This window comes from Limnohabitans sp. Hippo3 (genome assembly GCF_003063665.1).
In the GTDB taxonomy this organism is placed as follows: domain Bacteria; phylum Pseudomonadota; class Gammaproteobacteria; order Burkholderiales; family Burkholderiaceae_C; genus Limnohabitans_A.
The window spans coordinates 75,989-101,583 of record NZ_NESF01000004.1 but is presented as its reverse complement, the minus strand read 5'-3'; the positions used below and the strand labels follow the sequence as shown (position 1 = coordinate 101,583).

The window sequence follows — 25,595 nt, the reverse complement described above, 5'->3', positions numbered from 1 at the left end:
CCTGCGGGGCTTTGGGGTCTCTGGCAAGGCTGTGAAGGGTTTTTTTTGAAAAATTCGAATCCAATGAAAAAGATTTTTAAAGTTTGTGCCAACTAACTTTATTCATCTCTCATAACGAATTTGGCTAAAATCAACGGTCTTGACCCATGATTGATGGCATAAAGCGCAGGGCTGAGTTCACGATGCGAGATTCCTTGCAGGAGTCCACCGGTGATCCACAGATGGCCCACAAGTTGTTCAGCAAGATGTTCGTGATCTTGTGTATAAGTTGTGGATAAATTCCATGTTGCATAGCAGCAACGACCTGTCAAACGTATTTTTGGGGCTGTGCGCGTGGGCCAATTTGCCTACAATGAAGTCCCAACTATCGCAGTTGCCAATGATTGTTGGTTCAGGGCGCGTCAACACCAGACGCGCCCTTTTTTCTTTTACGGATCCTTGATCCACAAATACTTGCAGACGTTGTTTGATGAATCACATCAGAAATTTTTCGATCATTGCCCACATTGACCATGGCAAATCCACGCTGGCCGATCGCTTGATTCAACGCTGTGGCGGTCTGGAAGCGCGAGACATGGAAGCCCAGGTGCTGGACTCGATGGACATCGAGAAAGAGCGTGGCATCACCATCAAGGCGCAGACCGCTGCGCTGCAATACAAAGCCCAAGACGGGCAGGTCTACAACCTCAACCTGATCGACACGCCCGGCCATGTGGACTTCTCTTATGAAGTGTCACGTTCGCTGTCGGCTTGTGAAGGCGCGTTGCTGGTGGTCGATGCCAGCCAGGGTGTGGAAGCGCAAACCGTGGCCAATTGCTACACCGCGCTCGACCTGGGTGTGGAGGTGGTGCCGGTGCTCAACAAGATGGATTTGCCCAACGCCGATCCGGACAACGCCCGCACCGAAATCGAAGACGTGATCGGCATTGACGCCACCGATGCGATTCCCTGTTCGGCCAAGACCGGTATGGGCATCGAAGAAATCCTCGAAGCCGTGGTGGCCCGCATTCCGCCGCCCAAGGGCAACCCCGATGCGCCACTGCGCGCGATGATCATCGACAGCTGGTTCGACACCTACGTGGGCGTGGTCATGTTGGTGCGCGTGGTCGATGGCCAGCTGATCAAAGGCGAGCGCATCCGCATGATGGCCAGCAATGCCGTGTACGAAGCAGGCAGCCTCGGGGTGTTCACCCCCGCCAACCAGCCGCGTGAATCGCTCAAGGCGGGCGAGGTGGGTTACATCATCGCGGGTATCAAGGAATTGCAGGCGGCCAAAGTGGGGGACACCGTCACGTTGGAAAAAAAGCTGCCCAACAACCTGGGCCCGGCCACCGAGGCGCTGCCCGGCTTCAAGGAAATCCAACCCCAGGTGTTTGCTGGTTTGTACCCGACCGAAGCCAACCAGTACGACGCGCTGCGCGACGCGCTGGAAAAGCTCAAGCTCAACGATGCGTCGCTGCACTACGAACCCGAAGTGTCCCAGGCCCTGGGCTTTGGCTTCCGTTGCGGATTCCTGGGCTTGCTGCACATGGAAATCGTGCAGGAACGCCTGGAGCGCGAGTTCGACCAGGACCTGATCACCACGGCGCCGAGCGTGGTCTATGAAGTGGTCAAGGGCGACGGCGAAGTCATCATGGTCGAGAACCCCTCCAAAATGCCTGACCAGGGCAAGCTGCAGGAAATCCGCGAACCCATCGTCACGGTGCACCTGTACATGCCGCAGGACTATGTGGGCCCTGTGATGACGCTGGCCAACCAAAAGCGCGGTGTGCAGATCAACATGGCCTACCACGGCCGCCAGGTCATGCTGACCTACGAGATGCCCCTGGGCGAGATCGTGCTGGACTTCTTTGACAAGCTCAAATCCGTCAGTCGGGGCTACGCCTCGATGGACTACGAGTTCAAGGAATACCGCGCGTCCGACGTGGTCAAGGTGGACATCATGCTCAACGGCGAGAAGGTCGATGCGCTGTCCATCATCGTGCACCGTACCCAAGCCCAATACCGGGGCCGCGCGGTGGCGGCCAAGATGCGCGAGATCATTTCGCGCCAGATGTTCGACGTGGCCATTCAGGCGGGGATCGGCGCCAACATCATTGCCCGTGAAACCATCAAGGCCTTGCGCAAGAACGTGCTGGCCAAATGCTACGGTGGTGACATCACGCGCAAGCGCAAGCTGCTGGAAAAGCAGAAAGCGGGTAAAAAGCGCATGAAACAGATTGGCTCGGTCGAGGTGCCCCAAGAGGCGTTCTTGGCGATTTTGCAGGTGGAAGATTGATGCAGTTCCTGACTTCTTTGGTGTTGGCCGCTTTTGTCGGCTATGCCGGTGCCTGGTATCTGGGGGTCATCGAGGGCAACTTTGCGCTGCTCTTGCTGCTGGCCACGGTGATCACCGGCATTTACTGGCTGGCCGAACGCTTGGTGTTCTTGCCTCAGCGCCAAAAAGCGGTGGCGCAACTTGAAGCCGAAACCGCCCAGCGCCGCGCCGAGTTGGCCAAAATGGGCATCGACAAGGTGGACACCGACATCCGCGAGTCGCGCGAGAAGCTGCTGATGCAGCCCTGGTGGCTGGATTGGACGGCGGGGCTCTTCCCTGTCATTGTGGTGGTTTTTGTCCTGCGTTCGTTCTTGTTCGAGCCCTTCAAGATCCCCTCGGGCTCGATGATCCCGACGCTGCACATCGGCGACCTGATTCTGGTGAACAAATTCCACTACGGCATTCGCCTGCCCGTGGCCAACACCAAACTAACCGAGGGCACGCCCGTGCAGCGCGGCGATGTGATGGTGTTCCGCTACCCGCCCAAACCCAGCGTGGACTACATCAAGCGGGTGGTCGGGGTGCCCGGCGACGAAGTGGCTTACCTGAACAAGAAGCTCACCGTCAATGGTCAGCCTGTGCCGACGCAGTCCTTGCCCGACTTTTTTGACGAGTCGACCATGCGCTACTTCAAGCACCACCGCGAGAGCTTGGGCGCCAAGCCCCACCAGACCATCCAGGACGACGAGCGTCCGGCGTTCATCCCTGGTGCCGATCAGTTCGCCGGGCGGGAAAACTGCAACTACACCGTTGAGGGCGTGACCTGCAAAGTGCCTGCGGGCCACTACTTCATGATGGGTGACAACCGCGACAATTCGCTGGACTCGCGTTACTGGGGTTTTGTGCCCGACGCCAACATCGTGGGCAAAGCCTTTTTTGTCTGGATGAACTTTGGCAACCTCCAGCGCGTTGGCGCTTTTGACTGAGGTGAACGTGGCCACATCGCCTGCACTGTCTGAATTGCAAATTCGCTTGGGCTATGCCTTTCTCCAAGCGGGCTTGCTGCAGCAAGCCGTGACGCACCGCAGCTTCAGCGCTGACCACAACGAGCGCCTGGAGTTTCTGGGTGATTCGGTGCTCAACCTGTCAGTGGCGCACCTGCTGTATGCCCAGCTGGCCAGTTTGCCCGAGGGTGACTTGTCCAGGGTGCGGGCCAATCTGGTCAAACAAGACACGCTGCACCAACTGGCCAAAACGCTGGATTTGCCCGCCGTGATGCGCTTGGGCGAAGGCGAGATGCGCTCGGGTGGTCAAAACCGACCCTCCATCCTGGCCGATACCCTGGAGGCCATCATTGGCGCGGTGTACCTGGACGGCGGCTACCAGAACGCACAAGCCTTGGTCGAGCGCTTGTTTGCCCAGGTCGACATCAAACCCGACATGCAGGCCGTGGGCAAAGACCCCAAGACCGAATTGCAAGAGTGGTTGCAAGGGCGCAAGCTCGCGCTGCCCAAATACACCGTGGTCGGCACCTCCGGCGCGGCGCATCGCCAGCAGTTCGAGGTCTCTTGCGAAGTGACCGAATTGCGCCAAACCCAACTAGGCTCAGGCGCATCGCGTCGCGCCGCCGAACAAGCAGCGGCCGCCGCCATGCTGCAGACCCTGAAATCCGAAAGCGCCGCATGAGCACCGACAAGAAAACGCCTGAAACTGAACGCACGCCGCAAGAGCCAACCCTTCGCCGTCCGGTCCAAATCGCGGGCGTGACCATCCAGCCACGCGATGCCACAGAAGACGCGGCCTTGCCCCCGGTCGCTGCAGCCTCCGCGCCCGTGCCTGTTGAAGGCCAGCGCTGCGGGCTGGTGGCCATTGTGGGGAAACCCAACGTGGGCAAGTCCACCTTGCTCAACGCCTTGGTCGGCCAAAAAATCAGCATCACCTCGCGCAAAGCGCAAACCACGCGCCACCGCATCACTGGCATCCGTACCCAGGGCGTTGCCCAGTATGTGTTTGTGGACACCCCGGGTTTTCAGACCATCCATGGCACAGCCTTGAACAAGTCGCTGAACAAAACCGTGGTCGGTGCCGTGAGCGATGTGGACCTGGTGCTGTTTGTGGTCGAGGCGGGCAGCTTCACCACGGCGGACGCCAAGGTGCTGGCCCTGCTCAAACCCGGTATTCCCGTCTTGCTGGTGGCCAACAAACTCGACAACGTGTACCGCCGTGGTGACATCGCGCCTTGGCTGCAAAGCATGCAAGAGCGCCATGCTTTTGCCGAGTTTGTGCCCATGTCGGCCAAGCAGCCCAAGGACATCGAGCGTCTGCTGGGCATTTGCGAAAAGTACCTGCCTGAGCAGCCCTGGTGGCATGCCGAAGACGAACTCACCGACCGCAGCGAGAAGTTTTTGGCCAGCGAAATGGTGCGCGAAAAGCTGTTCCGCCTGACGGGCGACGAGCTGCCCTACACCTCCACCGTGGTGATCGACAAGTTCGAAGAAGAAGCTGGTCGCACCGCCAAGCGCATGCTGCGCATTGCGGCCACCATCGTGGTCGAGCGCGAGGGGCACAAGGCCATGGTGATCGGTGACAAAGGCGAAAAGCTCAAGCGCATCGGCACCGAAACCCGCATGGAGCTGGAAAAACTGCTGGACGCCAAGGTGTTCATCGAGCTGTGGGTGAAGGTGCGTTCGGGCTGGGCCGACGACGAAGCCCGTGTGCGCAGCTTCGGCTACGAGTAAACACGCAACATGGCGGCCAAGCGGATCGCAGACGAGCCAGCCTATGTGCTGCACCGCTACGACTGGAGCGAGACCAGCCTGATTCTGGAGGTCTTCACCCGTCACCATGGTCGGGTGGCGCTGGTCGCCAAAGGGGCCAAACGGCCCACGTCCAGCTTTCGCCCGGTGCTCTTGCCGCTGCAGCCTTTGTCGCTGGCGTTTGGGGGCGACGGCGACATCCGCACCCTCAAGTCGGCCGAATGGGTGGGCGGTCATGTCATGCCCACGGGCGAGGCGCTGCTGTCAGGTTACTACCTCAATGAATTGCTGATGCGCCTGACCGCGCGTGACGACCCGCATCCTGAGCTGTTTGAGGTGTATGCCGCCGCCGTGCGCCTGCTGGCCAGTGGCGACCCGGACGCCTTGCAGTGGGCCTTGCGCGGTTTTGAGCTGCTGCTGCTCAAGGAAATGGGCCTGTTGCCCGCCCTGAACCAACAAACCCTGACCCTCAAACCGTTGTTGCCCGACGACAATTATGCGCTGGTGCCCGAGGCGGGGCTGCAGTGGGTGAGCGATGACCCGCGCCACGCCTTGCGCGGCGAACAGTGGCTGGCGCTGCACGCGGCGCTGGCTTCGCCCAGCCCTTTGGCCGCTTTGCTGCGGGAATGCGCCGACCTGCTGGTGCAGCTGCAGCGCCCCTTGCGCCTTTTGCTCAACTACCATTGCGGCGTGGGCGCTTTGCGCACTCGCCAAATGATGCTGGACTTGCAAACTTTATGAACACCTCTTCCGAACGCGTTGCCCTCTCGGTCAACGTCAACAAAGTTGCTTTGCTGCGCAATTCGCGCCACCTGGGCATCCCCAGCGTTACGCGTGCGGCACAGCTGTGTTTGCAAGCCGGGGCGCAGGGCATCACCATCCACCCCCGCCCGGACGAGCGCCACATCCGCGCGAGCGACGTGCCCGAGTTGCACGCCCTCATGCAAGCCTGGTCCGACCGCGAGTTCAACATCGAGGGCAATCCCTTCCACAACCTGATGGACCATGTGCGGGCCGTGCGCCCGCACCAGGTGACCTTTGTGCCTGACAGCGAAGGCCAGTTCACCAGCGACCATGGCTGGACGTTTCCGCAAGACGCCGAGCGCCTCAAACCCCTGATCGACGAGTGCAAGACCTTGGGTGTGCGGGTGAGCCTGTTCATGGACCCGATCCCGGAGCAAATGGCCGCTGCCCGCGCTGTGGGGGCCGACAGGGTGGAGCTGTACACCGAGCCTTATGCCGCAGCCTTTGGCACGCCAGCACAAGCCATGCAGCTGCAGCGCTACGCCGAAGCCGCCGCAGCCGCCACGCAGGCGGGCCTGGGCCTGAATGCGGGCCACGACCTGAACCGTGACAACCTGCCCGCCTTTGTGGCGGCAGTGAAGGGCCTGCAAGAAGTCTCGATTGGCCACGCCTTCATGGCCGATGCGCTGGAGATGGGGTACGCCGCCACCGTGCAGGCGTATCTGGATTGCCTGAAAAAATGATCTACGGCATCGGCACCGACATCTGCGACATCCGCCGCATCCGGGCCAGCTTGGATCGGCACGGCGAGCGCTTTGCCGCCAAGGTCTTGAGCGATGCCGAAATGGCCACCTGGAGGGCCCGCAGCGCCCGCTGGCCCGAGCGAGGGGTGCGTTATTTGGCCACGCGCTTTTCGGCCAAAGAGGCCTTCAGCAAAGCCATTGGCTTGGGCATGCGCATGCCCATGACCTGGCGGCTGTGCGAGATCGGCAAGCTGCCCAGCGGCCAGCCGGTCATCGTGTTGCACGGGAGGCTGAAAGCGTGGTTTGAGGCCAAGGGCCTGAGTGTCCACATCACCGTGACCGACGAGTCCGAGTACGCCGCCAGTTTTTGCGTGGTCGAGACCAAAACGCTGCAAGGCATGCCAGATCAGCCGCCAATCCAAACCAGCCAAGTTGCCATGCCCGCACACGCAGGCATCCACTCGCCCATGACCCCCAAAGGATGACCATGCACGCCCCCCTGATCATTGACATTGCCGGTACCACGCTGACCGCCGTGGACCGCCGCCGCCTGGCGCATCCACTGGTGGGTGGGATGATCCTGTTTGGCCGCAATTGGCAAAGCCGTTCGCAACTGACCGACTTGTGCGCCGAGATCAAAAGCCTCCGCCCCGACTTCTTGATCGCCGTCGACCACGAAGGCGGTCGTGTGCAGCGCTTTCGCACCGACGGTTTCACCCATCTGCCACCCATGCGCGCCCTGGGCGCGCTGTGGGGGCAGGATGACAAAGGCCAGCCCGGCTCGGGCGTGCTCAAGGCTTGCGAGGCGGCCACCTCGGCAGGCTTTGTGCTGGCCAGCGAGCTGCGCGCTTGCGGCGTGGACTTCAGCTTCACGCCCGTGCTGGATTTGGACCACGGCGAGAGTGGCGTCATCGGTGACCGCGCTTTTGCCCGCGACCCGCGTGTGGTGAGTCTGCTGGCCCGCAGCCTGATGCAGGGCCTGCTGCAGGCGGGCTTGGGCAATTGCGGCAAGCATTTTCCCGGGCACGGCGCCGTCAAGGCCGACTCGCATGTGGCGCTGCCCGTGGACAAGCGCAGCCTCAAAACCATCCTGGCCGACGACGCGCAGCCTTACCGTTGGTTGGGCAGCGTGCTCACCGCCGTCATGCCCGCCCATGTCATTTACAGCAAGGTGGACAGCCGCCCGGCCGGCTTTTCGTCGCGCTGGTTGCAGGACATACTGCGCGCCCAGCTGGGCTTTCAAGGCGTGGTCTGCACCGACGACCTGTCGATGGCCGCTGCACGCCAGCTGGACGGACGCACGCTGAGCTACACCGAAGCCATCCTGACCGCGCTGCAGGCCGGGTGCGACCTGGCCTTGCTGTGCAACCGCTCGGCCCACAACGGAGGTGCCGAGCTCGATGAGGTGCTGGACGGCCTGGCCGAAGCGGCCGTCAAAGGGCACTGGACGCCCAGCGAGATCAGCGAAGAGCGACGCCTGAACCTCTTGCCCCGCTCGCCCGCTCGCCCCTGGGACGAGCTGGTGCGCTCGGCCGACTACATGCAGGCGCTCGACCGCCTGCCATAAACAAGCTCAGGCTAATGTGAGCCGGGTTCGGGTGGCAAACACCTGGATGCCGGATCAAGTCCGGCATGACATGCAAAAAAGGGAGTGACTCTTCGATGAACTGGATTGGCAAAATTTTCATGGGCCTGATCGGCCTGGGCCTGTTGGCGGGCTTGCTGCTGGCGCTGGCGGTCTACACCGTGTTTGCCACCGTGCGCTGGCTGCTCACGGGCCGCAAGCCCCAGGTGGTGCTGGTTTGGCAACAGTTCAGTGCTCTGCGCAAGGGCGCTCGCTGGGGCGGCCAGCCTGGTCCTCAATCGGGAGCGCCATCCGGCTTTCAGACACCGCGCCAGGACGACATCTTGGATGTGGAAGTGCGCGAGGTGGTGGACGATGCGCCCCGTCTGCCACCCCGGCAACAGGGCTGACGATCTGCCTGCATGAAATAACAAACCCGGCCTTGGCCGGGTTTGTTTTTGGAGCTTGGATCGCTTATTCCTGCACGTGCCTCAACGCCGGGAACAGGATCACGTCGCGGATGCTGGCGCTGTCGGTCAGCAGCATCATCAGTCGGTCGATGCCGATGCCGCAGCCGCCTGCGGGTGGCATGCCGTATTCGAGGGCGCGCACGAAGTCGTGGTCGTAGTACATGGCTTCGTCGTCGCCGTCGTCCTTGGCGGCCACTTGGGCATGAAAGCGTGCGGCCTGGTCTTCGGCGTCGTTCAGCTCACTGAAGCCGTTGCCGAACTCGCGGCCCGTGATGTACAGCTCAAAGCGCTCGGTCACTTCGGGGCGGCTGTCGTTGGCGCGGGCCAGCGGGCTGATCTCGGTCGGGTGCTCCATGATGAAGGTCGGCTCCCAGAGCTTGTCTTCCACGGTTTCCTCGAAATAGAACACCTGCAGGCTGGCCAGGCTGCGGGTGGACAGCTTGTCCTTGGCTTCGCTCATGCCCAGCTTTTTCAGGGCGTTGATCAGCCACTCGGCGTTGTCCACGTTGTCGCCCGCTTCGGTGTACTTCACGATCGCTTCGCGGATGGTCATGCGGGCAAAGGGCTTGCTTAGGTCCACGGGCTTGCCGTTGTAGCTGAGGGCCAGCGTTCCAGCCGCGGTCATGGCGGCGTCGCGAATCAATTCTTCAGTGAAACCCATCAGGTCCTGGTAGTTCCAGTAGGCCGCGTAGAACTCCATCATGGTGAACTCGGGGTTGTGGCGCACCGAGATGCCTTCATTGCGGAAGTTGCGGTTGATCTCGAACACGCGCTCAAAGCCGCCCACCAGCAGGCGCTTGAGGTACAGCTCGGGCGCGATGCGCAAAAACATTTCTTGCTCCAGCGCGTTGTGGTGCGTGATGAAGGGCTTGGCGTTGGCACCACCGGGAATGGGGTGCAGCATGGGCGTTTCGACTTCCAAAAAGCCCTGCTTGACCATGAACTCGCGGATGCCGCTCACGGCTTTGCTGCGGGCCACAAAGCGCTTGCGGGCGGCTTCGTCGGTCATCAGGTCGACATAGCGCTGGCGGTATTTGACTTCCTGGTCGGCCACGCCGTGGAACTTGTCGGGCATGGGGCGCAGGCTCTTGGTGAGCATGCGGATGCTGGTGGCGTGGATCGACAATTCCCCCGTGCGGGTCTTGAACAGGTGGCCTTCGACGCCGACGATGTCGCCCAGGTCCCAGTGCTTGAACAGGGCGTACAGGTCTTCGCCCACGTCGTCGCGGGTCACATACACCTGGATGCGGCCTGTGGCGTCTTGCAGCGTGGCAAAGCTGGCCTTGCCCATCACGCGCTTGAGCATCATGCGGCCCGCGACTTTGGCGGTGGTTTTGGCCACGCCTTCGCCGTTCAGTTCTTCGGCAGCTTTCTCGCCATGGGCCTGGTGCAGGTTGGCCGCGTGGTGCTCGGGCTTGAAGTCGTTGGGGAAGGCCACGCCCTTGCCATCGGCTTGCGCCTGGCGCATCGCTTTGAGCTTCTCGCGGCGCTCGGCGATCAGTTGGTTTTCATCTTGTGCGGGAGCGGCGGGGGCGGTCGTGTCAGACATGGCAAGGTGCGGTGGGGACCGTGGCGCATGGACGCCGCCCGATCCGGGGTTGTGGGGTGCGCGAGGGCGCAAAGCCCTCTATTTTAAGAGTTTGCGGGCGGCTTCTGGTCGGATTGTTGTTCCGTCGCTCCGGCAGGGGCCACTATGTCACCCACCAGCTCCAGCCGCATCAAGGGCTCTTGCAGGGCAAACAGCCGGTATTTCATCTGCAGGGGCAAGGGCAGCAGCTCACCCCAGCGGTTGGACAGCCAGCTGCAGTCCTGCAGCCGCCAGGCTTCGTTCCAGGGTGGCACCACGCTGGGCTGTTCGCTCAGCTGGGTCAGGGCCTTGTGCATCTGCGCCGACAGGTGCTGCAGGTCTTCGGGCACCTGTACCGCAGGCTCGGGCGGCAGCAGCTCCACCCGTCCCAACCACAGGCCGTCGCTGCGCTGCTGCGTGGCTTCGATGCAAAACTTCTCTACACCCCGGCACCAGACCATCACCAGGCCCGGCTGAGGCCGTTCGATGCGCTCGATCTGCACCCGGGTGCCCATGGCCTCAAACTGTTCGGCCGCTGCACCGGGGCGGTGCACTTCGCGGCCTTGGGTGAGCGTCACCACCCCAAAGCCCGTGCCTTGGCGCTCGCATTCGCCAATCATCTGCAGGTAGCGCAGCTCAAACAGCTGCAGGGGCAGCAAAGCCCCCGGAAACAGCACTGTGCCCAAAGGGAACAGGGGCAATTCGGTCAGGGCTTGTGGGTGTAGGGTGTCGCGATCGGGCATCTGGGTATCATCGCACGAGCAGGAGAAAAAACGATGTGGTTCCAGATGGTCAGTATGGTCTTGGACGTGGTGGCGGGCTTGGTCGCAGGCACTTGTTTGCTGCGGTTTTTGATGCAATGGCAGCGCATTTCCTTTCACCAGCCACTGGGCCGCTTCGTGTTTGCCATGACCGATTGGCTGGTTTTGCCCTTGCGCAAGGTCATCCCCGCCTGGACCCAGTGGGATTTGTCGAGTTGGGTGGCCGCCTGGTTGGTCAAGTTGCTGCAGTTTTTGCTGCTGTGGTTGCTGGCGGGTGGGCAGGGGTCTTTGAGTTTGTTGCCCTTGGTCAGTCTGGTGGGCTTGGCGCAGTTGGTGGTCTCGGCCCTGAGCGCTTTGGTTTTGGTCCTGGCCATCATGTCCTGGGTCAACCCGGGCTCACCCATGTACGCCCTGACCGTGCGTTTGTGCGACCCTTTTTTGCGCCTGTTTCAGCGCGCGGTGCCCTTGATTGGTGGCATTGACCTCTCGCCTTTGGCCTTGTTGCTGCTGTTGCAGATCGTGGGCATGTTGTTGTCGGGCTTGCAGATGAGCTGGATGCACTGATCAGCCCTCTGTCATGCCCGCGCACGTGGGCATTCATGACTGCCGGAGGCCTAGACCCCCGATCTGGTCGGGGGTGACGAGGCGGGTAAGTCGAAGGTGATCAGAAAGTCAAATCGAAGGGGACCAGACAGTCAAGTCGGGGTTGATGCCGCTTCTGTCATACCCGCGAATGCGGGTATCCATGCCGATCAGCTCACCGCGTCTGTCGGCTGGCGTTGCAGCATGGCCAGGGTGCTGGCGATGGTTTTGCGCAGTTCGCGGCGGTCGCAGATGAAGTCCACCGCGCCCTTGCTTTGCAAAAACTCCGCCCGCTGGAAGCCTTCGGGCAAAGTCACGCGCACGGTGCTTTCGATCACGCGGGGGCCAGCAAAGCCGATCAGGGCCTTGGGCTCGGCAATGACCACGTCACCCAAAAAGGCGAAACCAGCCGACACGCCACCCATGGTCGGGTCGGTCAGCACGCTGATGTAGGGCAGGCCTTTTTTCGCCAGTCGGGTCAGGGCGGCATTGGTCTTGGCCATTTGCATGAGCGAGAGCAGGCCTTCTTGCATGCGGGCACCGCCTGTGGCCGTGAAGCAAACAAAAGGCACTTTTTGAGCGATGGCGGTTTCCACGCCGCGCACAAATCGCTCACCGACGACCGAGCCCATCGAGCCGCCCATGAAGTCGAACTCGAAGCAAGCAGCCACGACCTCGATGTTGTGCACAGCCCCACCCATGACCACCAAGGCGTCGGTTTCGCCCGTGTTGTTCATGGCTTCTTTCAGGCGCTCGGGGTATTTGCGGCTGTCCTTGAACTTCAGTGCATCGACTGGGACCACTTCCTGGCCGATTTCGTAGCGGCCTTCACCGTCCAGGAAGGCATTCAGACGGGCACGCGCACCGATGCGCAGGTGGTGCGAGCAGCCGGGGCAGACGTTCTGGTTTTCTTCCAAGTCGGTTTTGTACAGCACCGTCTCGCAGCTGGGGCACTTGACCCACAAGCCTTCCGGCACCGAGCGGCGGTCGGCTGGGTCGGTGTGCTGGATCTTGGGGGGGAGCAGTTTTTCGAGCCAACTCATGAGGGGTTCTCCTTGTGCGGCGAATTATCGTTGAAACGTCGGCAGGCCTGTTCAGGCGTCCAGGGCCTGGCGGATGCCATGCAAAAAGTCCGATGCCACGGTGTTGATTTGGGCTTCCGGGGCTGCGTCAATCAGCTGGATCAGGCGCGAACCGATCACCACCGCGTCGGCCACCCGGCCGATCGCCTTGGCCGTCTGAGCGTCGCGGATGCCAAAGCCCACGCCCACGGGCACGCTGACATGCTGACGGATGCGCGGCAGCATGGCCTCGACCGCGTCGGTGTCGAGCGCACCCGAGCCGGTCACGCCCTTGAGCGACACGTAATACACATAGCCGCTGGCCACTTGGGCCACCTGCTGCATGCGCTCGTCGGTGCTGGTGGGAGCCAGCAAAAAGATCAAGTCCATGCTGTGGGCGCGCAGCTTGGAGGCAAATTCCACGCATTCTTCGGGTGGGTAGTCCACGATCAGCACGCCGTCCACTCCGGCAGCCGAGGCGTCGCGGATGAAGCTGTCAGCGCCGTGTTTTTGGTCGTAGCGCTCCACCGGGTTGGCGTAACCCATCAGCACCACCGGGGTGGTGGTGTTGGTTTGGCGGAATTCGTGCACCATGGCCAGCACCTGCACGGTGCCGATGCCCAAGGCCAGGGCTTTGTCACCGGCCTTCTGGATGATCGGGCCGTCGGCCGAGGGGTCGGAAAACGGCACCCCCAGTTCGATGATGTCAGCCCCGGCATTGGCCATGGCGTGCATCAGGGGCACGGTGGTGGTTTTTTGGGGGAAGCCTGCCGTGACATACGGGATCAGGGCTTTGCGGCCCTGGGCTTTGAGGGCAGAGAGGGTGGCGTCGATGCGGCTCATGATCTGGCCTTTACTTCACAAAGTTCACAGGCTGCTCGCCACCTTTGACCGATTGGCCTTGGCAGCTGGGGCGGCAGTAGAAGTCGGCGTTCGACAAATCGGCCACGGTGCCGATGTCCTTGTCGCCACGGCCCGACAGGTTGACCAGAATGCTTTGGTCCGGACGCATGGTTTTGGCCAGTTTCATGGCGTAGGCCACCGCGTGGCTCGATTCGAGGGCGGGGATGATGCCTTCGGTGCGGCACAGGTAGTGGAAGGCTTCGAGCGCTTCCTTGTCGGTGATGCCCACGTACTCCGCGCGGCCGATGTCCTTCAAGAAGGCGTGCTCGGGGCCCACGCCGGGGTAGTCCAGGCCCGCGCTCACGCTGTGCGTCTCGGTGATCTGGCCGTTTTCGTCTTGCAGGATGTAGGTGCGGTTGCCGTGCAGCACGCCGGGCGAGCCCAGTTGCAGCGAGGCGGAGTGTTTGTTCGTGTCCATGCCTTCACCCGCGGCTTCCACGCCGATCAGGCGGGTTTTCTCGTAAGGAATGTAGGGGTAGAAGATGCCCATGGCGTTGCTGCCACCGCCCACGCAGGCGATCACGGCGTCGGGCTGCTGCTCTGCCATTTGGAGTGACTTGAACATCTCGGGCATCTGCGTGAGGCATTCCTCGCCGATCACGCTCTGGAAGTCGCGCACCATCATGGGGTAGGGGTGGGGTCCTGCCACGGTACCGATGATGTAGAAGGTGTTGTCCACATTGGCCACCCAGTCGCGCATGGCTTCGTTCAGAGCGTCCTTGAGCGTCTTGCTGCCGGACTCGACAGGCACCACGGTCGCGCCCAGCAGCTTCATGCGGTAGACGTTGGGGCTTTGGCGTTTGACGTCTTCGGCACCCATGTAGACCACGCATTCCAGGCCATAACGGGCGCAGATGGTGGCGGTGGCCACGCCGTGCTGGCCCGCACCGGTCTCGGCAATGATGCGCGGCTTTCCCATGCGCTTGGCCAGCATGGCCTGACCGATGGTGTTGTTGATCTTGTGGGCACCCGTGTGGTTCAGGTCTTCGCGTTTGAGGAAGATCTGCGCTCCGCCCATTTCACGGCTCATGCGGGCCGCGTGGTAAACGGGCGAGGGGCGGCCCACAAAGTGCGCCAGCTCGGACTTGAATTCGGTGATGAAGGCCGGGTCGTGCTGGTACTGGGCGTAGGCGGCTTTGAGCTCGTTGATGGCGTGGGTCAGGGTTTCGCTGACGAAACTGCCGCCATACACGCCGAAATGGCCTTTGGCATCGGGTTGTTGGTACTCGTACATGGTGCTCAATCGGTTGGGGTCGTTCGGTGTTGGCCACGCAGGGGGTGTTGCCTGTGCGGCCCGAACGGACCCGGGGTTGAATTCAAAGGGGAGAGGCGTTGTCAGCGGCGCGCACCGCCTGGACAAACTGCCGCATTTTGTCGGCATCTTTGAGGCCCTTACCTGCTTCGATGCCCGAGCTCACGTCAACGGCCAGAGACAGGCCGTGCGTGCGCAGCGCCCGAATGCCATCGCCCACGTTTGCAGGTGTGAGTCCACCAGACAAAACGAGGTGAGCATTGACGTTTGGTGGCAGGCGTGACCAATGGAATGTTTTTCCGCCGCCGCCGTATCCGTCGACATGGGCGTCGAGCAAGAGGGCTTGGGCTGCATGATGAAGGTAGGCAAATTCTAGCAAGTCGAAGTCATGGACCTCTGACAGGGGGATTCGGGCGGCTTTGAGGTGGGGGCGGCCTGTGCGCTGGGTCATGGCCGCACAAAATTCGGCCGATTCGTCGCCATGAAACTGCAGCAATGCGCCGGGCACGGCCGCGCAAGCCGCCTCGATGCGCTCGGACGTCTCGTTGACGAAGAGCAAAACGGGCGTCACAAAAGCGGGCAGCAGGCGGGCCAACTCGGCTGCACGCTCGATGCTCACGTTGCGCGGGCTGGGCGGATACAGCACAAAACCAATGGCGTCAGCCCCGGCGGCACAGGCGGCCAAGACATCGGCCTCGCGGGTGAAGCCGCACATCTTGATGCGCGTGCGTTGCTGCGGGGCGGGGTGTGTCGGCGCGTGGGTGGCTGTGTGGCTTGTGCTCATGGCAACCAATCAAAAGCGGGGGTGGTGTCGGGCAGGCCCCATTCGGGGCTGTAGATGGGCCCGGCGAAGTACAAGCCATCGGGCGAAAACGTGGGTGCTGCCGCATCCCGGCTTCGGGCCAGCAGCACCTCGCGCATCCAGTCGGGCGTCTGGTTGCCTTGGCCAATGGTGACCAGGCAACCCATGATGTTGCGGATCATGTGGTGCAAAAAGGCGTTGCCCTCGAACTCGAAGCGCCAATAAGCGCCGTGGCGGGTGATGCCGATGTGCCGCAGCGTTTTGACAGGTGACAGCGCCTGGCAGCTGCTGGCCCGAAACGATGAAAAATCGTGCTCGCCCAGCAGGTGCTGGCTGGCTTCGCGCATGGGTGCTTCCGCCAATGGGCGGTACACCCAGCCCACACGACCTGCTTCCAGGCTGGGGCGCACGACCGAGTCGAGCAGCACATAGATGTAGCGCCTGCCGGTGGCGCTGCCACGGCAATGGAAGGTCTCAGGCACCACCTGCGCCCATTGCACCGCGATGTCGGGGGGCAAATAGCGGTTGGTGCCACGCACCCAGGAGTGCGTGTCGCGCTCGATCTCGGTGTCAAAGTGCACCACTTGCATGAGGCCATGCACGCCCGCATCGGTGCGGCCTGCGCACAAGGTGCTGACGCGGGGCACATCGGCAAATTGCGTCAGGGCTTTTTCGAGTTTGTCCTGAATCGTCAGGCCCGTGGCCTGGCTTTGCCAGCCTTGGTAACGCGTGCCCGAATAGCAAATGCCCAGCGCGAGTCTCACGTCTTGGGGCCCTGTGGTGACGGCGCAGGTGGCGCGGCTTGGGCGTCCGGTGCGGGCGTCAGGTTCAAGTCCAGGTTGGCAAATTGCGGGGGCAAGCCGGAGGGCAGTGGCGGCAAGGTCGTGGCCTTGTCCTGCGACTGCGTGGATGTCCATCCAGGGCTCAGGGTTGCGTGCGAGCCAAACAAATTTTCTTCACGGTCGGGGCGGCGTCTGGCCCACCACACCCAAGCCGCCATGCCCGCCAAAAGTGCCGCCGCCCATACCCCTATAGAGGGGCTGTGGCGGAGCCGGTCCAGCCAGGAGGTGGTGGGCAACTCGGCCACTGCAGCAGGCAAGCTGGGCTTCAGGGACGAGGTCTGCGTGGGCGAGTCCAATGTGGCATCGGTCGCAGCCGACAAGGATTTGAGGGATTCCAGATTTTTTTTCAGCGCAGCCAGTTGCTCGGTTTTGTCCTGGATTTCTCGCTCTATGGCAAGTTGTGCCTCTGCGCTGCGCACAGTGACATCGCGTTGGCTCAGGATCAGTTGATCACGCTCAGGCGGCGAGGGCGCTGTGGGGGGCAGCGCTGGGCCGGGTTTGCCGGTCATCTCACGGCTGGGGCTGTCCTGGGCTTTCAGCGCGGATTGGGCCAAGCGGCGTGCATAGGCCGCAAAGTCCACAGTCTGCGCAATCACGGTTTGCCGCGCTTCTTCGGCCGAAACCTGAGTGGCCTCTTGCGCAAGGGGCAGGCGCACTTGCGCGCCTTCGCGCAACAGGTTCACATTGCCCTCGATGAAAGCCTCCGGGTTGGCCCGCACCATGGCCAACAGCATCTGCTCCAGCGAGACACTTTGGGGCAGGCGAGGCGAGGCCAACTTCGAAGCCGTGTCGCCTGCTTGCACCGTGATGAAGTCTTTCGGTGAGCCGTTGTCGACCGTGGGTAGCACGCTGGAGGCCAAGGCTTGCGGAGAGACCACCGGGGCTGTGATGGGCGCATCACCCGAGGCTTTTTCGGGCTGGGTCTTGCCAGCGCCGACGGGTGAAACCAACAGCGTGTAATTCATGGCCAGACGCCCTGAGGGCCACTGGGCCTCCACGATGACATCGATGAAATGCTCGTTGACGGGCGTTTGGCCGGACAAGGCGATGTAAGGCTTGCCGTCGCCGCGAAACTCCAGGCGGACCTGCAGCCCGCTCAGGGCCGGGTGAAAAGCCATGCCCGCTTGTTCAAAACGGGCGGGCTCGGCCAGTTGCACTTGGAGCCTGCGCAGGTCTTCGACCTTGTATTGCGTGATTTCAACGGCTGCACGAAGGGGCTGGCCCAAGCCAGATTCCACGGCAACCTGGCCCAGGCTCAGGGCTTGGGCAGACCAGCTGGCGCAGACCAGCACCGAGGCCACGGCCCAAGACCTGAGCAGTGCAGGGGGGCGGGTCTTGGAGCGGCGCGTGCTGGACATGGCGTCAGGGGGCCGTGGGTCGGGTCAATATCAAGCGTCGAGCAGGATGCGCAGCATGCGGCGCAGCGGCTCGGCCGCGCCCCACAGCAGCTGGTCACCGATGGTGAACGCGCCCACGTACTCGGGGCCCATGGCCAGCTTGCGCACACGGCCCACGGGAATGGTCATGGTGCCGGTCACGGCCACGGGGGTCAGGTCGCGGATGGTGGCTTCGCGGGTGTTGGGCACCACTTTGACCCACTCGTTGTCGGCGGCGATCATGGCTTCGATGTCGGCCACGGGCACGTCTTTTTTCAGCTTGAAAGTCAGAGCCTGGCTGTGGCAGCGCATGGCACCCACACGCACGCAGAAACCGTCCACGGGGATAGCGGAAGTGCCAAAAGACTCACCCATGCCCAGAATCTTGTTGGTTTCGGCCATGCCCTTCCACTCTTCTTTGGATATGCCGTTGCCGAGATCCTTGTCGATCCAGGGGATCAGCGAGCCACCCAGCGGCACGCCAAAGTTGGCGGTCTCGGCACCGGTCAGGGCGCGCTGCTTGGCGATCACCTTGCGGTCGATTTCGAGAATGGCGCTCTTGGGGTCGTCCAACAAGGCTTTGACTTCGGCATTCAATGTGCCGTATTGGGTCAGCAGCTCGCGCATGTGTTGTGCGCCGCCACCCGATGCCGCCTGGTAAGTCTGGGTGCTCATCCACTCCACCAAGCCGGCTTTGTAGAGTGCGCCCACGCCCATCAGCATGCAGGATACGGTGCAGTTGCCGCCCACCCAGTTCTTGCCACCGTGGGCCAGGGCGTTTTGGATCACGGGCATGTTCACCGGGTCCAGGATGATGACCGCGTCTTTTTCCATGCGCAGGGTCGAAGCCGCGTCAATCCAGTGGCCAGTCCAGCCAGCCGCGCGCAGCTTGGGGAAGACTTCAGAGGTGTAGTCGCCGCCTTGGGCAGTGATGATGATCTCGCAGCGCTTGAGGGCGTCGATGTTATGTGCGTCTTGCAGCGTGGTTTCGTTCTTGGCCATCGCGGGGGCTTTGCCGCCTGCGTTGGATGTGGAAAAGAAGACCGGTTCGATCAGGTCGAAGTCTTTTTCCTGAACCATGCGGTCCATCAATACCGAGCCGACCATGCCGCGCCAGCCGACCAAACCTACTAACTTGCTCATTTCAACGCCCTTTCAGTTTTTAAAACAGTGTTTGACCTGACTGTTTGCCCGGCTCGTCTGGCCGGGAGGGGCGCACGACGAACCAGGCCGGATCAGCCCTTAATGGTCGTGGTTTTGGTGGTGATTGCACGCGCACCGGCCGTCGCTGCAGCGGCAGTGATCGGGTTCAGGGAGAACAGGCGGGCGTAGAACATGGGGTGGCATTGTACCGGATTGCCTTGTGCGTGCCTGACGGGTGCGGTGGGCACCGGGTTGTCGCCGTGCAGGCACGCCTGCGCGTAAACCCTTTGTGGTCAGAGGTCTGGCGTTGTCTATACTTTTTGAAAGGACATACGAATGACTTCACAACAACTGGTTTTGAGCCTGGTGCTGGCCACCATGGTGTTTTCGGTGTCACTGGAGCTGCGAATCGAGGATTTCCGCCGCGTGGCCCAAACCCCCCGTGCGGTGGTCTGCGGGCTGATTCCCCAGTTCATCTTGTTGCCCGTGGGCACCTGGCTGGCCACGCTGGCGCTGGATTTGCCCGCCAACATCGAGGCGGCCATGATTTTGGTGGCCGCCTGCCCGGGCGGGAGCCTGAGCAATGTGGTGACCCACATGGGGCGGGGCAACACCGCGCTGTCGGTGAGCATCTCGGCCGTGGCCAGCGTGATCGCGCTCTTTGCCACGCCCTTCAACTTCAGCTGGATGATCGCGGCCAACCCTGAAACCGCGTCCTGGTTGCGCCAGTTGTCGATCGACCCGTCCGGCATCTGGCTGAGTCTGGTGCTGCTGCTGGGCATCCCCCTGGCGCTGGGTTTGGTCTTCTCGCACCGACTGCCTGCGTTGACCGAGCGCATCCGCAAGCCGCTGGGCCACTTTGCGGTGGGCGCTTTGATTTTGTTCATCGTGGCGGGGCTCATCAAGGAGCGGCAGTTGCTGACACTGGGCCTCTTGCCCACTTTGCTGCTGGTGGTGATGCACAACGCCAGCGGCCTGTTTCTGGGTTGGGCCACCAGCCTGGCCATGCGCGTGAGCGAGCGGGACCGCCGGGCCATCATGATCGAAGGCGGCATGCAGAACTCGGGCCTGGCGCTGGGCATCATCGCGGTGCAGTTTGGCAGCGATCTGGGCATGGTCACGCTGGCCAGCCTATGGGGCATTTGGCACATCGTGAGCGGCATGGGCCTGGCCCTGTATTGGAGAAAAAAAGATGCTCGATTGGTTGATTAAAAATGGCACCGTGGTCGACGGCACGGGCGCGCCTGCGCGCGTGGCCGATGTGGGGGTGCGCGGCGGCCGCATTGTGGCGGTGGGCCAGGTGGACGAGCCCGCCCGGCAAACCCTGAATGCGACGGGCTTGTGGATCACCCCGGGTTTTGTGGACATCCACACCCACTACGACGGGCAAGTGACCTGGGACGAATGCTTCACGCCCAGCATTTACCACGGTGTGACCACGCTGGTCATGGGCAACTGCGGCGTGGGTTTTGCCCCCAAACGCCCCGGCCATGAGGATGATTTGATCAAGCTGATGGAAGGTGTGGAGGATATCCCGGGCGCGGCTTTGCACGAAGGCATCCGCTGGAACTGGGAGACCTTTCCGCAGTACATGGACGCGCTGGCAGCCACGCCGCGCAGCCTGGACTACCTGGTGCAGGTGCCGCATGACCCCTTGCGCATGTATGTGATGGGCGAGCGGGCGCAGGCCCATGAGCAGGCCAATGCCGACGACATCCGGGTCATGCAGGCCCTGCTGCGCGAGGCCCTGCAGGCGGGCGCTGCCGGCTTCAGCACCGGGCGCAGCGACAACCACCGCACGTCCGAGGGCAAGGACACGCCTGCGGCCAATGCGGGCCACGACGAGTTGACCGGGCTGGCGCAGGCTTTTGAAGGGCTGAACCACGGGGTGATCCAGGTGGTGAGCGATTACAACTTGCTCAGCGGTCCGGAGCAGTTTGATGCCGAGTTCGATTGTGTGGAGGCGCTCGCGCGTGCGAGCGGCAGGCACGTGTCGCTGACCTGGTTGCAGCGCGATCCGGGCGGCGAGCAATACCTGAAGATCCAGCAGCGGGTCGAGGCGGCCGTGAAGGCGGGGCTGCCCTTGTTCCTGCAAACCGCTGTCCGCGGCATCGGCGTGATCAATGGGCTGGACGCGAGCTTTCACCCTTTTATGGGGTTCCCGTCCTACAAAGAAGTGGCCCATCTGCCGCTGGCACAGCGGGCCGAAGCCTTGCGCGATCCGGCCCGCAAGGCGCGCATCCTGTCTGAAAAGTCCGAACGCCTGGCCGGAGACGGCAGCGCAATCCCGCCGTTGGTGGACATTTTGTTGGCCAAGATTGACCTGATCAGTGGGCGTATGTTTGCGCTCGAGGGCAACCTCAACTACGAGCCCTCGGTGATGCAGAGTTTTCTGGTGCGTGCCAAGCAGGCGGGTGTCTCGCCGCTGGCCGTGATTTACGACCACCTGTGCGCGGGAAACGGCGAGGGGCTGATTTATTTCCCGATCTTCAACTACAACGAGGGCTCGCTCGACACGGTACGCCGCATGCTGGACCATCCCCGGGCGCTCAGCAGCTTGAGCGATGCGGGCGCGCACGTGGGCACGGTGTGCGATGCCAGCTTTCCCACCTTCATGCTCACCCATTGGGTCCGGGACCGGGGGCGGGACGCGATCCCGCTCGAAACCGCGGTGGAAATGCTGACCCGCCGCAATGCCCGTTACCTGGGCTTGTCAGACCGGGGCGTGATTGCCGAAGGCATGCGGGCCGATCTGAATGCCATCGACCCGGCCCGCCTGAGCGTGGGCTTGCCCCGATTGGTGCGCGACTTGCCCGCAGGCGGCAAACGCTTTGTGCAAAAGGCCGAAGGCTATGTGGCCACCTGGGTCGCGGGTGAGGCGGTTCAGCAGGGCGGTGCGATCACCGAAGCACGCCCCGGGCGGTTGGTGCGCATGGGGCAGCACTGACCCGCTGCACGGTGTTTTGAACGAAAAAAAGCCCGGCCACCTTCGCAGGTGCCGGGTCTTTTTTGGAGTGGTCGGATCAGCCGAGGGCCTTGACCACCGCATCGCCCATTTGCGCGGTGCCCACCTTGGTGGTGCCTTCGCTCCAGATGTCGCCTGTGCGCAGGCCCTGGGCCAGTACTTTTTGTACCGCCGCTTCGATGCGCTGGGCGGCTTCTTCCTGGTTCAGGCTGAAGCGCAGCATCATGGCGGCGCTCAGGATGGTGGCCAGTGGGTTGGCCACGCCTTTGCCTGCGATGTCGGGGGCGCTGCCGTGGCTGGGCTCGTACAGCCCCTGATTTTTCGTGTTCAGACTGGCCGAGGGCAGCATGCCGATCGAGCCGGTCAGCATCGAGGCTTCGTCGCTCAGGATGTCGCCGAACATATTACCGGTGACCACCACGTCAAAGCGCTTGGGTTCCTTGACCAGCTGCATGGCCGCGTTGTCCACATACATGTGGTCCAGCGCCACGTCGGGGTACTGCCGGCCGACTTCGGTGACCACGTCTTTCCAAAGCTGGAAGGTTTCGAGCACGTTGGCCTTGTCCACGCTGGTCAGGCGCTTGTTGCGTTTGCGGGCGGCCTGGAAGGCCACATGGGCGATGCGCTCAATCTCGGGCTTGCTGTAGCGCATGGTGTCAAACGCTTCTTCGGCGCCGGGGAAGTGCCCGTCTGTGGCCACGCGGCGACCGCGTGGCTGGCCAAAATAGATGTCGCCCGTCAGCTCGCGGATGATCAGGATGTCCAGACCCGAAATCAGCTCGGGCTTGAGGCTGGAGGCGCCTACCAGCTGCTCGTAGCAAATGGCGGGGCGGAAGTTGGCGAACAAGCCCATGTTTTTGCGCAGGCCCAAAATCGCTTGTTCAGGGCGCAGGGGGCGGTCGAGCTTGTCGTATTTCCAGTCGCCGACCGCGCCAAACAGCACGGCATCAGACTGCATCGCCAGCTTCAGCGTGGCCTCGGGCAGGGGGTGGCCATAGGCGTCGTACGCGGCGCCGCCGACCAGGGCGGTTTCCATCTCGAACTTCAGGTCGAGTGTGTTCAGGACTTTGACGGCTTCGGCGACGATTTCGGTGCCGATGCCATCACCGGGGAGGACTGCGATTTTCATGATGTCGGGTCTGCAGGTAGGAGGCCGCCCCTGCGGCCGAAATGTGTGCGTGCATTCGGCTGCAGGGGCAGCCTCCCACAAGGGGTGCTTCGGTGTGGATATTCAGTGGGCGGTGTGGGCCAGCCAGGGTTTGGTGGCCAGGCGTTCGGCTTCAAACGCCTTGATCTTGTCGGCATGGCGCAGGGTCAGGCCGATGTCGTCCAGACCGTTGAGCAGGCAGTACTTGCGGAAGGCTTGCACCTCGAACGGGATTTCTTCGCCTTGCGGGCGCACGATGACCTGGCGCTCCAGGTCCACCGTCAGTTCGTAGCCGGGGAAGGCGGCCACTTCGTCAAACAGTTGGGCCACCACGGCTTCGGACAACACGATGGGCAGCAGGCCGTTTTTGAAGCAGTTGTTGAAGAAGATATCGGCAAAGCTGGGTGCGATCACGCAGCGAAAGCCGTACTGGTCGATGGCCCAGGGGGCGTGTTCACGCGATGAACCGCAGCCGAAGTTTTTGCGGGCCAGCAGGATGCTGGCGCCCTGATAGCGCGGCTGGTTCAGCACGAAGTCCGGGTTGGGCTTGCGGCTGGCCGGGTCCTGGCCGGGGTAGCCCACGTCCAGGTAGCGCCATTCGTCGAACAGGTTGGGGCCAAAGCCGGTTTTGCGGATCGACTTGAGGAATTGCTTGGGGATGATGGCGTCGGTGTCCACGTTCGCGCGGTCCATCGGGGCCACCAGGCCTTTGAGTAAAGTGAATTTTTGCATGGCTTTATTTCTTGGCAGCGCCTTCGATGGTGGAGCCCAGTTTTTCGATGTCCTGGCCAATGCCGCGCACGGTGTTGCACGCGGCCAGGCTCAGCAGGCTGGCAATCAGGGTCAGGCGAATCAGTGTTTTCATGACCAGGCTCCTTGGATTCAGGCGAATTTGCGGATGTCGACAAAGTGGCCGTGCACTGCAGCAGCAGCGGCCATGGCGGGGCTGACCAGGTGGGTGCGGCCACCCGCGCCCTGACGGCCTTCGAAGTTGCGGTTGCTGGTCGAGGCGCAGCGCTCACCGGGCTCGAGGCGGTCGGCGTTCATGGCCAGGCACATGGAGCAGCCGGGCTCGCGCCATTCAAAGCCTGCGGCCTTGAAGATCTCGTGCAGGCCTTCGCGCTCGGCTTGTTCCTTGACCAGACCCGAACCGGGCACGACCATGGCCAGCTTGACGTTCTTGGCCACTTTTTGGCCGAGCTTCTTGACGATCGCGGCGGCTTCGCGCATGTCTTCGATGCGGCTGTTGGTGCACGAACCGATGAAGACCTTGTCGATGGTGATGTCAGACAGCGCCTTGCCGGGCTGCAGGCCCATGTAGGTCAGGGCGCGTTCGATGGCATCGCGCTTGACGTCGTCTTTTTCCTTGTCCGGGTCGGGCGTGTGGCCGTCGATGTCCAGCACCATCTCGGGCGAGGTGCCCCAGGTGACTTGGGGCACGATGGCGCTGGCGTCCAGCTCGACCACCGCGTCAAAGTGCGCGCCCGGGTCGGACTGCAGGGTCTTCCAGTAGGCCACGGCCTGGTCCCACTCCACACCCGTGGGCGAGAGCAAACGGCCTTTGACGTACTCGATGGTTTTCTCGTCGACCGCCACCAGACCTGCGCGTGCGCCTGCTTCGATGGCCATGTTGCAGACCGTCATGCGGCCTTCCATGCTGAGCGCGCGGATGGCTGAGCCTGCGAATTCGATGGTGTAACCGGTGCCGCCTGCGGTGCCGATCTTGCCGATGATGGCCAGCACGATGTCTTTGCCCGTGAGGCCTTTGGCCAGCGTGCCCTCGACCTTGACCAGCATGTTCTTGGCTTTTTTGGCCAGCAGGGTTTGGGTGGCCATGACGTGCTCGACTTCGGAGGTGCCGATGCCGTGGGCCAGTGCGCCAAACGCGCCGTGGGTGGAGGTGTGCGAGTCGCCGCAGACCACAGTCATGCCGGGCAGGGTGGCGCCGTTTTCTGGGCCAATGACGTGCACGATGCCCTGGCGCTTGGACAAGAACGGAAAGAAGGCGGCCGAGCCGTATTCCTTCATGTTCGCATCCAGCGTGGTGATTTGTTCTTTGCTGATCGGGTCGGTGATGCCGTCGTAGCCCAGTTCCCAGCCGGTGGTGGGGGTGTTGTGGTCGGCAGTCGCCACGATGGAGCTGACGCGCCAGACTTTGCGGCCGGCTTGGCGCAGACCCTCAAAGGCCTGGGGGCTGGTGACTTCGTGCACCAGGTGGCGGTCGATGTAGAGGACGGAGGTGCCGTCTTCTTCGGTGTGGACGACGTGTTCATCCCAGATCTTGTCGTAAAGCGTACGTGCCATGGAGCTTCCTTGCTGTGCAGCCTGCCATTTTATGCGGTTAGAGCGCTGTATCCCTGCCATTCATTGAGGGTCTGAGGTCTCTGTGGGGACTTGCGTGACCGTGATGCCGCCGTCGCAGGGACTTGCGCGGCTGTGGCCCGGGGCTGCCAGGCCTCATCAGTCGCTTCGCGCCAGCAAATCGGCCTGACAGCCCCGGGCCACAGCCATGCCAGTTGTGGTGTCTTGTCGGTAGGTCGCTTCAGCCCCGGCGTACCACCCGCGCCGACGCTCACCACGTCGGACCTGAAGGTGCCGACCTACAGGCGCAGTGGGCATGAAAAAAGCCCGCACATGGGCGGGCTTTCGGGTTCGGTTGA

The 25,595-nt window shown here is 62.5% G+C and carries 25 protein-coding genes; 12 read left to right on the top strand and 13 right to left on the bottom strand.

Annotated features, from left to right (window positions below):
• Window positions 1-469 precede the first annotated feature (469 nt).
• The 9 genes from lepA (at window position 470) to B9Z34_RS07310 (ending at window position 8,474) form a co-directional block, all read left to right on the top strand.
• Complete coding sequence (gene lepA, locus B9Z34_RS07350; protein ID WP_108427464.1) at window positions 470-2,278, top strand: translation elongation factor 4; 1,809 nt, start codon at window positions 470-472, stop codon at window positions 2,276-2,278.
• Window positions 2,278-3,243, top strand: a complete 966-nt coding sequence (gene lepB / locus B9Z34_RS07345; RefSeq protein ID WP_108427463.1) for a signal peptidase I — start codon at window positions 2,278-2,280, stop codon at window positions 3,241-3,243. Before lepA ends, lepB begins: the two co-directional genes overlap by 1 nt.
• Window positions 3,209-3,943 (top strand): ribonuclease III, encoded by a 735-nt coding sequence (gene rnc / locus B9Z34_RS07340; protein WP_369907615.1) that lies wholly within the window; start codon window positions 3,209-3,211, stop codon window positions 3,941-3,943. The genes lepB and rnc overlap by 35 nt, the downstream gene beginning before the upstream one ends.
• Window positions 3,940-4,995: a GTPase Era gene (era, locus tag B9Z34_RS07335; RefSeq protein WP_199220090.1), complete on the top strand. Its 1,056-nt coding sequence runs from the start codon at window positions 3,940-3,942 to the stop codon at window positions 4,993-4,995. The genes rnc and era overlap by 4 nt, the downstream gene beginning before the upstream one ends.
• A gap of 9 nt (window positions 4,996-5,004) precedes the next feature.
• Window positions 5,005-5,754, top strand: a complete 750-nt coding sequence (recO, locus tag B9Z34_RS07330; RefSeq protein WP_108427462.1) for a DNA repair protein RecO — start codon at window positions 5,005-5,007, stop codon at window positions 5,752-5,754.
• Complete coding sequence (locus B9Z34_RS07325) at window positions 5,751-6,500, top strand: pyridoxine 5'-phosphate synthase (RefSeq protein ID WP_108427461.1); 750 nt, start codon at window positions 5,751-5,753, stop codon at window positions 6,498-6,500. Before recO ends, B9Z34_RS07325 begins: the two co-directional genes overlap by 4 nt.
• A complete protein-coding gene (gene acpS / locus B9Z34_RS07320) occupies window positions 6,497-6,985 on the top strand; it encodes a holo-ACP synthase (protein WP_233249479.1) in 489 nt (162 codons plus the stop codon). The genes B9Z34_RS07325 and acpS overlap by 4 nt, the downstream gene beginning before the upstream one ends.
• Window positions 6,982-8,067: a beta-N-acetylhexosaminidase gene (gene nagZ / locus B9Z34_RS07315; RefSeq protein ID WP_108427460.1), complete on the top strand. Its 1,086-nt coding sequence runs from the start codon at window positions 6,982-6,984 to the stop codon at window positions 8,065-8,067. Before acpS ends, nagZ begins: the two co-directional genes overlap by 4 nt.
• 95 nt (window positions 8,068-8,162) lie before the next feature.
• On the top strand, window positions 8,163-8,474 hold the full coding sequence (locus B9Z34_RS07310; RefSeq protein WP_108427459.1) for a hypothetical protein: 312 nt from the start codon (window positions 8,163-8,165) through the stop codon (window positions 8,472-8,474).
• Window positions 8,475-8,538: 64 nt separating this feature from the next.
• Here B9Z34_RS07310 and lysS read toward each other — a convergent pair whose 3' ends face one another.
• Entirely contained in the window at window positions 8,539-10,083 is a 1,545-nt protein-coding gene (lysS, locus tag B9Z34_RS07305; protein ID WP_108427458.1) for a lysine--tRNA ligase, read from the bottom strand.
• A gap of 83 nt (window positions 10,084-10,166) precedes the next feature.
• Window positions 10,167-10,844: an LON peptidase substrate-binding domain-containing protein gene (locus B9Z34_RS07300; RefSeq protein ID WP_108427457.1), complete on the bottom strand. Its 678-nt coding sequence runs from the start codon at window positions 10,842-10,844 to the stop codon at window positions 10,167-10,169.
• Window positions 10,845-10,877: 33 nt separating this feature from the next.
• On the opposite strand from B9Z34_RS07300, the gene B9Z34_RS07295 reads away from it, so the two are divergent.
• On the top strand, window positions 10,878-11,426 hold the full coding sequence (locus B9Z34_RS07295) for a YggT family protein (RefSeq protein ID WP_108427456.1): 549 nt from the start codon (window positions 10,878-10,880) through the stop codon (window positions 11,424-11,426).
• A 188-nt stretch (window positions 11,427-11,614) separates the two neighbouring features.
• On the opposite strand, the gene accD is transcribed toward B9Z34_RS07295, so the two are convergent.
• From accD to asd, 7 genes are all read right to left on the bottom strand, one after another.
• Entirely contained in the window at window positions 11,615-12,487 is an 873-nt protein-coding gene (gene accD, locus B9Z34_RS07290; protein ID WP_108427455.1) for an acetyl-CoA carboxylase, carboxyltransferase subunit beta, read from the bottom strand.
• Between the two features lie 51 nt (window positions 12,488-12,538).
• On the bottom strand, window positions 12,539-13,348 hold the full coding sequence (gene trpA, locus B9Z34_RS07285; RefSeq protein WP_108427454.1) for a tryptophan synthase subunit alpha: 810 nt from the start codon (window positions 13,346-13,348) through the stop codon (window positions 12,539-12,541).
• Between the two features lie 10 nt (window positions 13,349-13,358).
• Window positions 13,359-14,642: a tryptophan synthase subunit beta gene (gene trpB / locus B9Z34_RS07280; protein ID WP_108427453.1), complete on the bottom strand. Its 1,284-nt coding sequence runs from the start codon at window positions 14,640-14,642 to the stop codon at window positions 13,359-13,361.
• Window positions 14,643-14,724: 82 nt separating this feature from the next.
• Entirely contained in the window at window positions 14,725-15,444 is a 720-nt protein-coding gene (locus B9Z34_RS07275; RefSeq protein WP_108427452.1) for a phosphoribosylanthranilate isomerase, read from the bottom strand.
• Entirely contained in the window at window positions 15,441-16,226 is a 786-nt protein-coding gene (truA, locus tag B9Z34_RS07270; RefSeq protein ID WP_108427451.1) for a tRNA pseudouridine(38-40) synthase TruA, read from the bottom strand. Before truA ends, B9Z34_RS07275 begins: the two co-directional genes overlap by 4 nt.
• Window positions 16,223-17,662, bottom strand: coding sequence for a FimV family protein (locus B9Z34_RS07265; RefSeq protein ID WP_108427450.1), 1,440 nt, complete (start codon window positions 17,660-17,662; stop codon window positions 16,223-16,225). The genes truA and B9Z34_RS07265 overlap by 4 nt, the downstream gene beginning before the upstream one ends.
• 30 nt (window positions 17,663-17,692) lie before the next feature.
• Window positions 17,693-18,823 carry an aspartate-semialdehyde dehydrogenase gene (asd, locus tag B9Z34_RS07260; protein WP_108427449.1) on the bottom strand — a complete coding sequence of 377 codons (1,131 nt, stop codon included), beginning with the start codon at window positions 18,821-18,823 and terminating at the stop codon, window positions 17,693-17,695.
• Between the two features lie 336 nt (window positions 18,824-19,159).
• Between asd and B9Z34_RS07255 the strand changes: the two genes are divergently transcribed.
• Both B9Z34_RS07255 and B9Z34_RS07250 read left to right on the top strand, forming a co-directional pair.
• A complete protein-coding gene (locus B9Z34_RS07255; RefSeq protein WP_108427448.1) occupies window positions 19,160-20,035 on the top strand; it encodes a bile acid:sodium symporter family protein in 876 nt (291 codons plus the stop codon).
• Window positions 20,016-21,770: an amidohydrolase family protein gene (locus B9Z34_RS07250; protein ID WP_108427447.1), complete on the top strand. Its 1,755-nt coding sequence runs from the start codon at window positions 20,016-20,018 to the stop codon at window positions 21,768-21,770. The genes B9Z34_RS07255 and B9Z34_RS07250 overlap by 20 nt, the downstream gene beginning before the upstream one ends.
• Before the next feature lie 76 nt (window positions 21,771-21,846).
• Here B9Z34_RS07250 and leuB read toward each other — a convergent pair whose 3' ends face one another.
• The 4 genes from leuB to leuC form a co-directional block, all read right to left on the bottom strand.
• The gene (gene leuB / locus B9Z34_RS07245; protein WP_108427446.1) at window positions 21,847-22,917 is read right to left on the bottom strand and encodes a 3-isopropylmalate dehydrogenase; all 1,071 of its coding nucleotides are present in this window, start codon (window positions 22,915-22,917) and stop codon (window positions 21,847-21,849) included.
• A gap of 102 nt (window positions 22,918-23,019) precedes the next feature.
• A complete protein-coding gene (gene leuD, locus B9Z34_RS07240; RefSeq protein ID WP_108427445.1) occupies window positions 23,020-23,667 on the bottom strand; it encodes a 3-isopropylmalate dehydratase small subunit in 648 nt (215 codons plus the stop codon).
• Window positions 23,668-23,671: 4 nt separating this feature from the next.
• The gene (locus B9Z34_RS07235) at window positions 23,672-23,800 is read right to left on the bottom strand and encodes an entericidin A/B family lipoprotein (RefSeq protein WP_108332105.1); all 129 of its coding nucleotides are present in this window, start codon (window positions 23,798-23,800) and stop codon (window positions 23,672-23,674) included.
• A 17-nt stretch (window positions 23,801-23,817) separates the two neighbouring features.
• Window positions 23,818-25,239, bottom strand: coding sequence for a 3-isopropylmalate dehydratase large subunit (gene leuC, locus B9Z34_RS07230; RefSeq protein ID WP_108427444.1), 1,422 nt, complete (start codon window positions 25,237-25,239; stop codon window positions 23,818-23,820).
• Between the last annotated feature and the right edge of the window lie 356 nt (window positions 25,240-25,595).

Excerpts from the sequence above, each read along its gene's own strand:
- lepA (WP_108427464.1), top strand. The coding sequence starts at position 470 with ATGAATCACATCAGAAATTTTTCGATCATTGCCCACATTGACCATGGC.
- B9Z34_RS07325 (WP_108427461.1), top strand. The coding sequence starts at position 5,751 with ATGAACACCTCTTCCGAACGCGTTGCCCTCTCGGTCAACGTCAACAAA.
- B9Z34_RS07295 (WP_108427456.1), top strand. The coding sequence starts at position 10,878 with ATGTGGTTCCAGATGGTCAGTATGGTCTTGGACGTGGTGGCGGGCTTG.
- B9Z34_RS07265 (WP_108427450.1), bottom strand. The coding sequence starts at position 17,662 with ATGTCCAGCACGCGCCGCTCCAAGACCCGCCCCCCTGCACTGCTCAGG.
- leuB (WP_108427446.1), bottom strand. The coding sequence starts at position 22,917 with ATGAAAATCGCAGTCCTCCCCGGTGATGGCATCGGCACCGAAATCGTC.
- B9Z34_RS07300 (WP_108427457.1), bottom strand. The coding sequence starts at position 10,844 with ATGCCCGATCGCGACACCCTACACCCACAAGCCCTGACCGAATTGCCC.
- B9Z34_RS07275 (WP_108427452.1), bottom strand. The coding sequence starts at position 15,444 with ATGAGCACAAGCCACACAGCCACCCACGCGCCGACACACCCCGCCCCG.
- trpA (WP_108427454.1), bottom strand. The coding sequence starts at position 13,348 with ATGAGCCGCATCGACGCCACCCTCTCTGCCCTCAAAGCCCAGGGCCGC.
- B9Z34_RS07235 (WP_108332105.1), bottom strand. The coding sequence starts at position 23,800 with ATGAAAACACTGATTCGCCTGACCCTGATTGCCAGCCTGCTGAGCCTG.
- nagZ (WP_108427460.1), top strand. The coding sequence starts at position 6,982 with ATGACCATGCACGCCCCCCTGATCATTGACATTGCCGGTACCACGCTG.
- leuC (WP_108427444.1), bottom strand. The coding sequence starts at position 25,239 with ATGGCACGTACGCTTTACGACAAGATCTGGGATGAACACGTCGTCCAC.
- acpS (WP_233249479.1), top strand. The coding sequence starts at position 6,497 with ATGATCTACGGCATCGGCACCGACATCTGCGACATCCGCCGCATCCGG.
- leuD (WP_108427445.1), bottom strand. The coding sequence starts at position 23,667 with ATGCAAAAATTCACTTTACTCAAAGGCCTGGTGGCCCCGATGGACCGC.
- lepB (WP_108427463.1), top strand. The coding sequence starts at position 2,278 with ATGCAGTTCCTGACTTCTTTGGTGTTGGCCGCTTTTGTCGGCTATGCC.
- B9Z34_RS07255 (WP_108427448.1), top strand. The coding sequence starts at position 19,160 with ATGACTTCACAACAACTGGTTTTGAGCCTGGTGCTGGCCACCATGGTG.
- B9Z34_RS07250 (WP_108427447.1), top strand. The coding sequence starts at position 20,016 with ATGCTCGATTGGTTGATTAAAAATGGCACCGTGGTCGACGGCACGGGC.
- era (WP_199220090.1), top strand. The coding sequence starts at position 3,940 with ATGAGCACCGACAAGAAAACGCCTGAAACTGAACGCACGCCGCAAGAG.
- recO (WP_108427462.1), top strand. The coding sequence starts at position 5,005 with ATGGCGGCCAAGCGGATCGCAGACGAGCCAGCCTATGTGCTGCACCGC.
- asd (WP_108427449.1), bottom strand. The coding sequence starts at position 18,823 with ATGAGCAAGTTAGTAGGTTTGGTCGGCTGGCGCGGCATGGTCGGCTCG.
- lysS (WP_108427458.1), bottom strand. The coding sequence starts at position 10,083 with ATGTCTGACACGACCGCCCCCGCCGCTCCCGCACAAGATGAAAACCAA.
- B9Z34_RS07310 (WP_108427459.1), top strand. The coding sequence starts at position 8,163 with ATGAACTGGATTGGCAAAATTTTCATGGGCCTGATCGGCCTGGGCCTG.
- accD (WP_108427455.1), bottom strand. The coding sequence starts at position 12,487 with ATGAGTTGGCTCGAAAAACTGCTCCCCCCCAAGATCCAGCACACCGAC.
- trpB (WP_108427453.1), bottom strand. The coding sequence starts at position 14,642 with ATGTACGAGTACCAACAACCCGATGCCAAAGGCCATTTCGGCGTGTAT.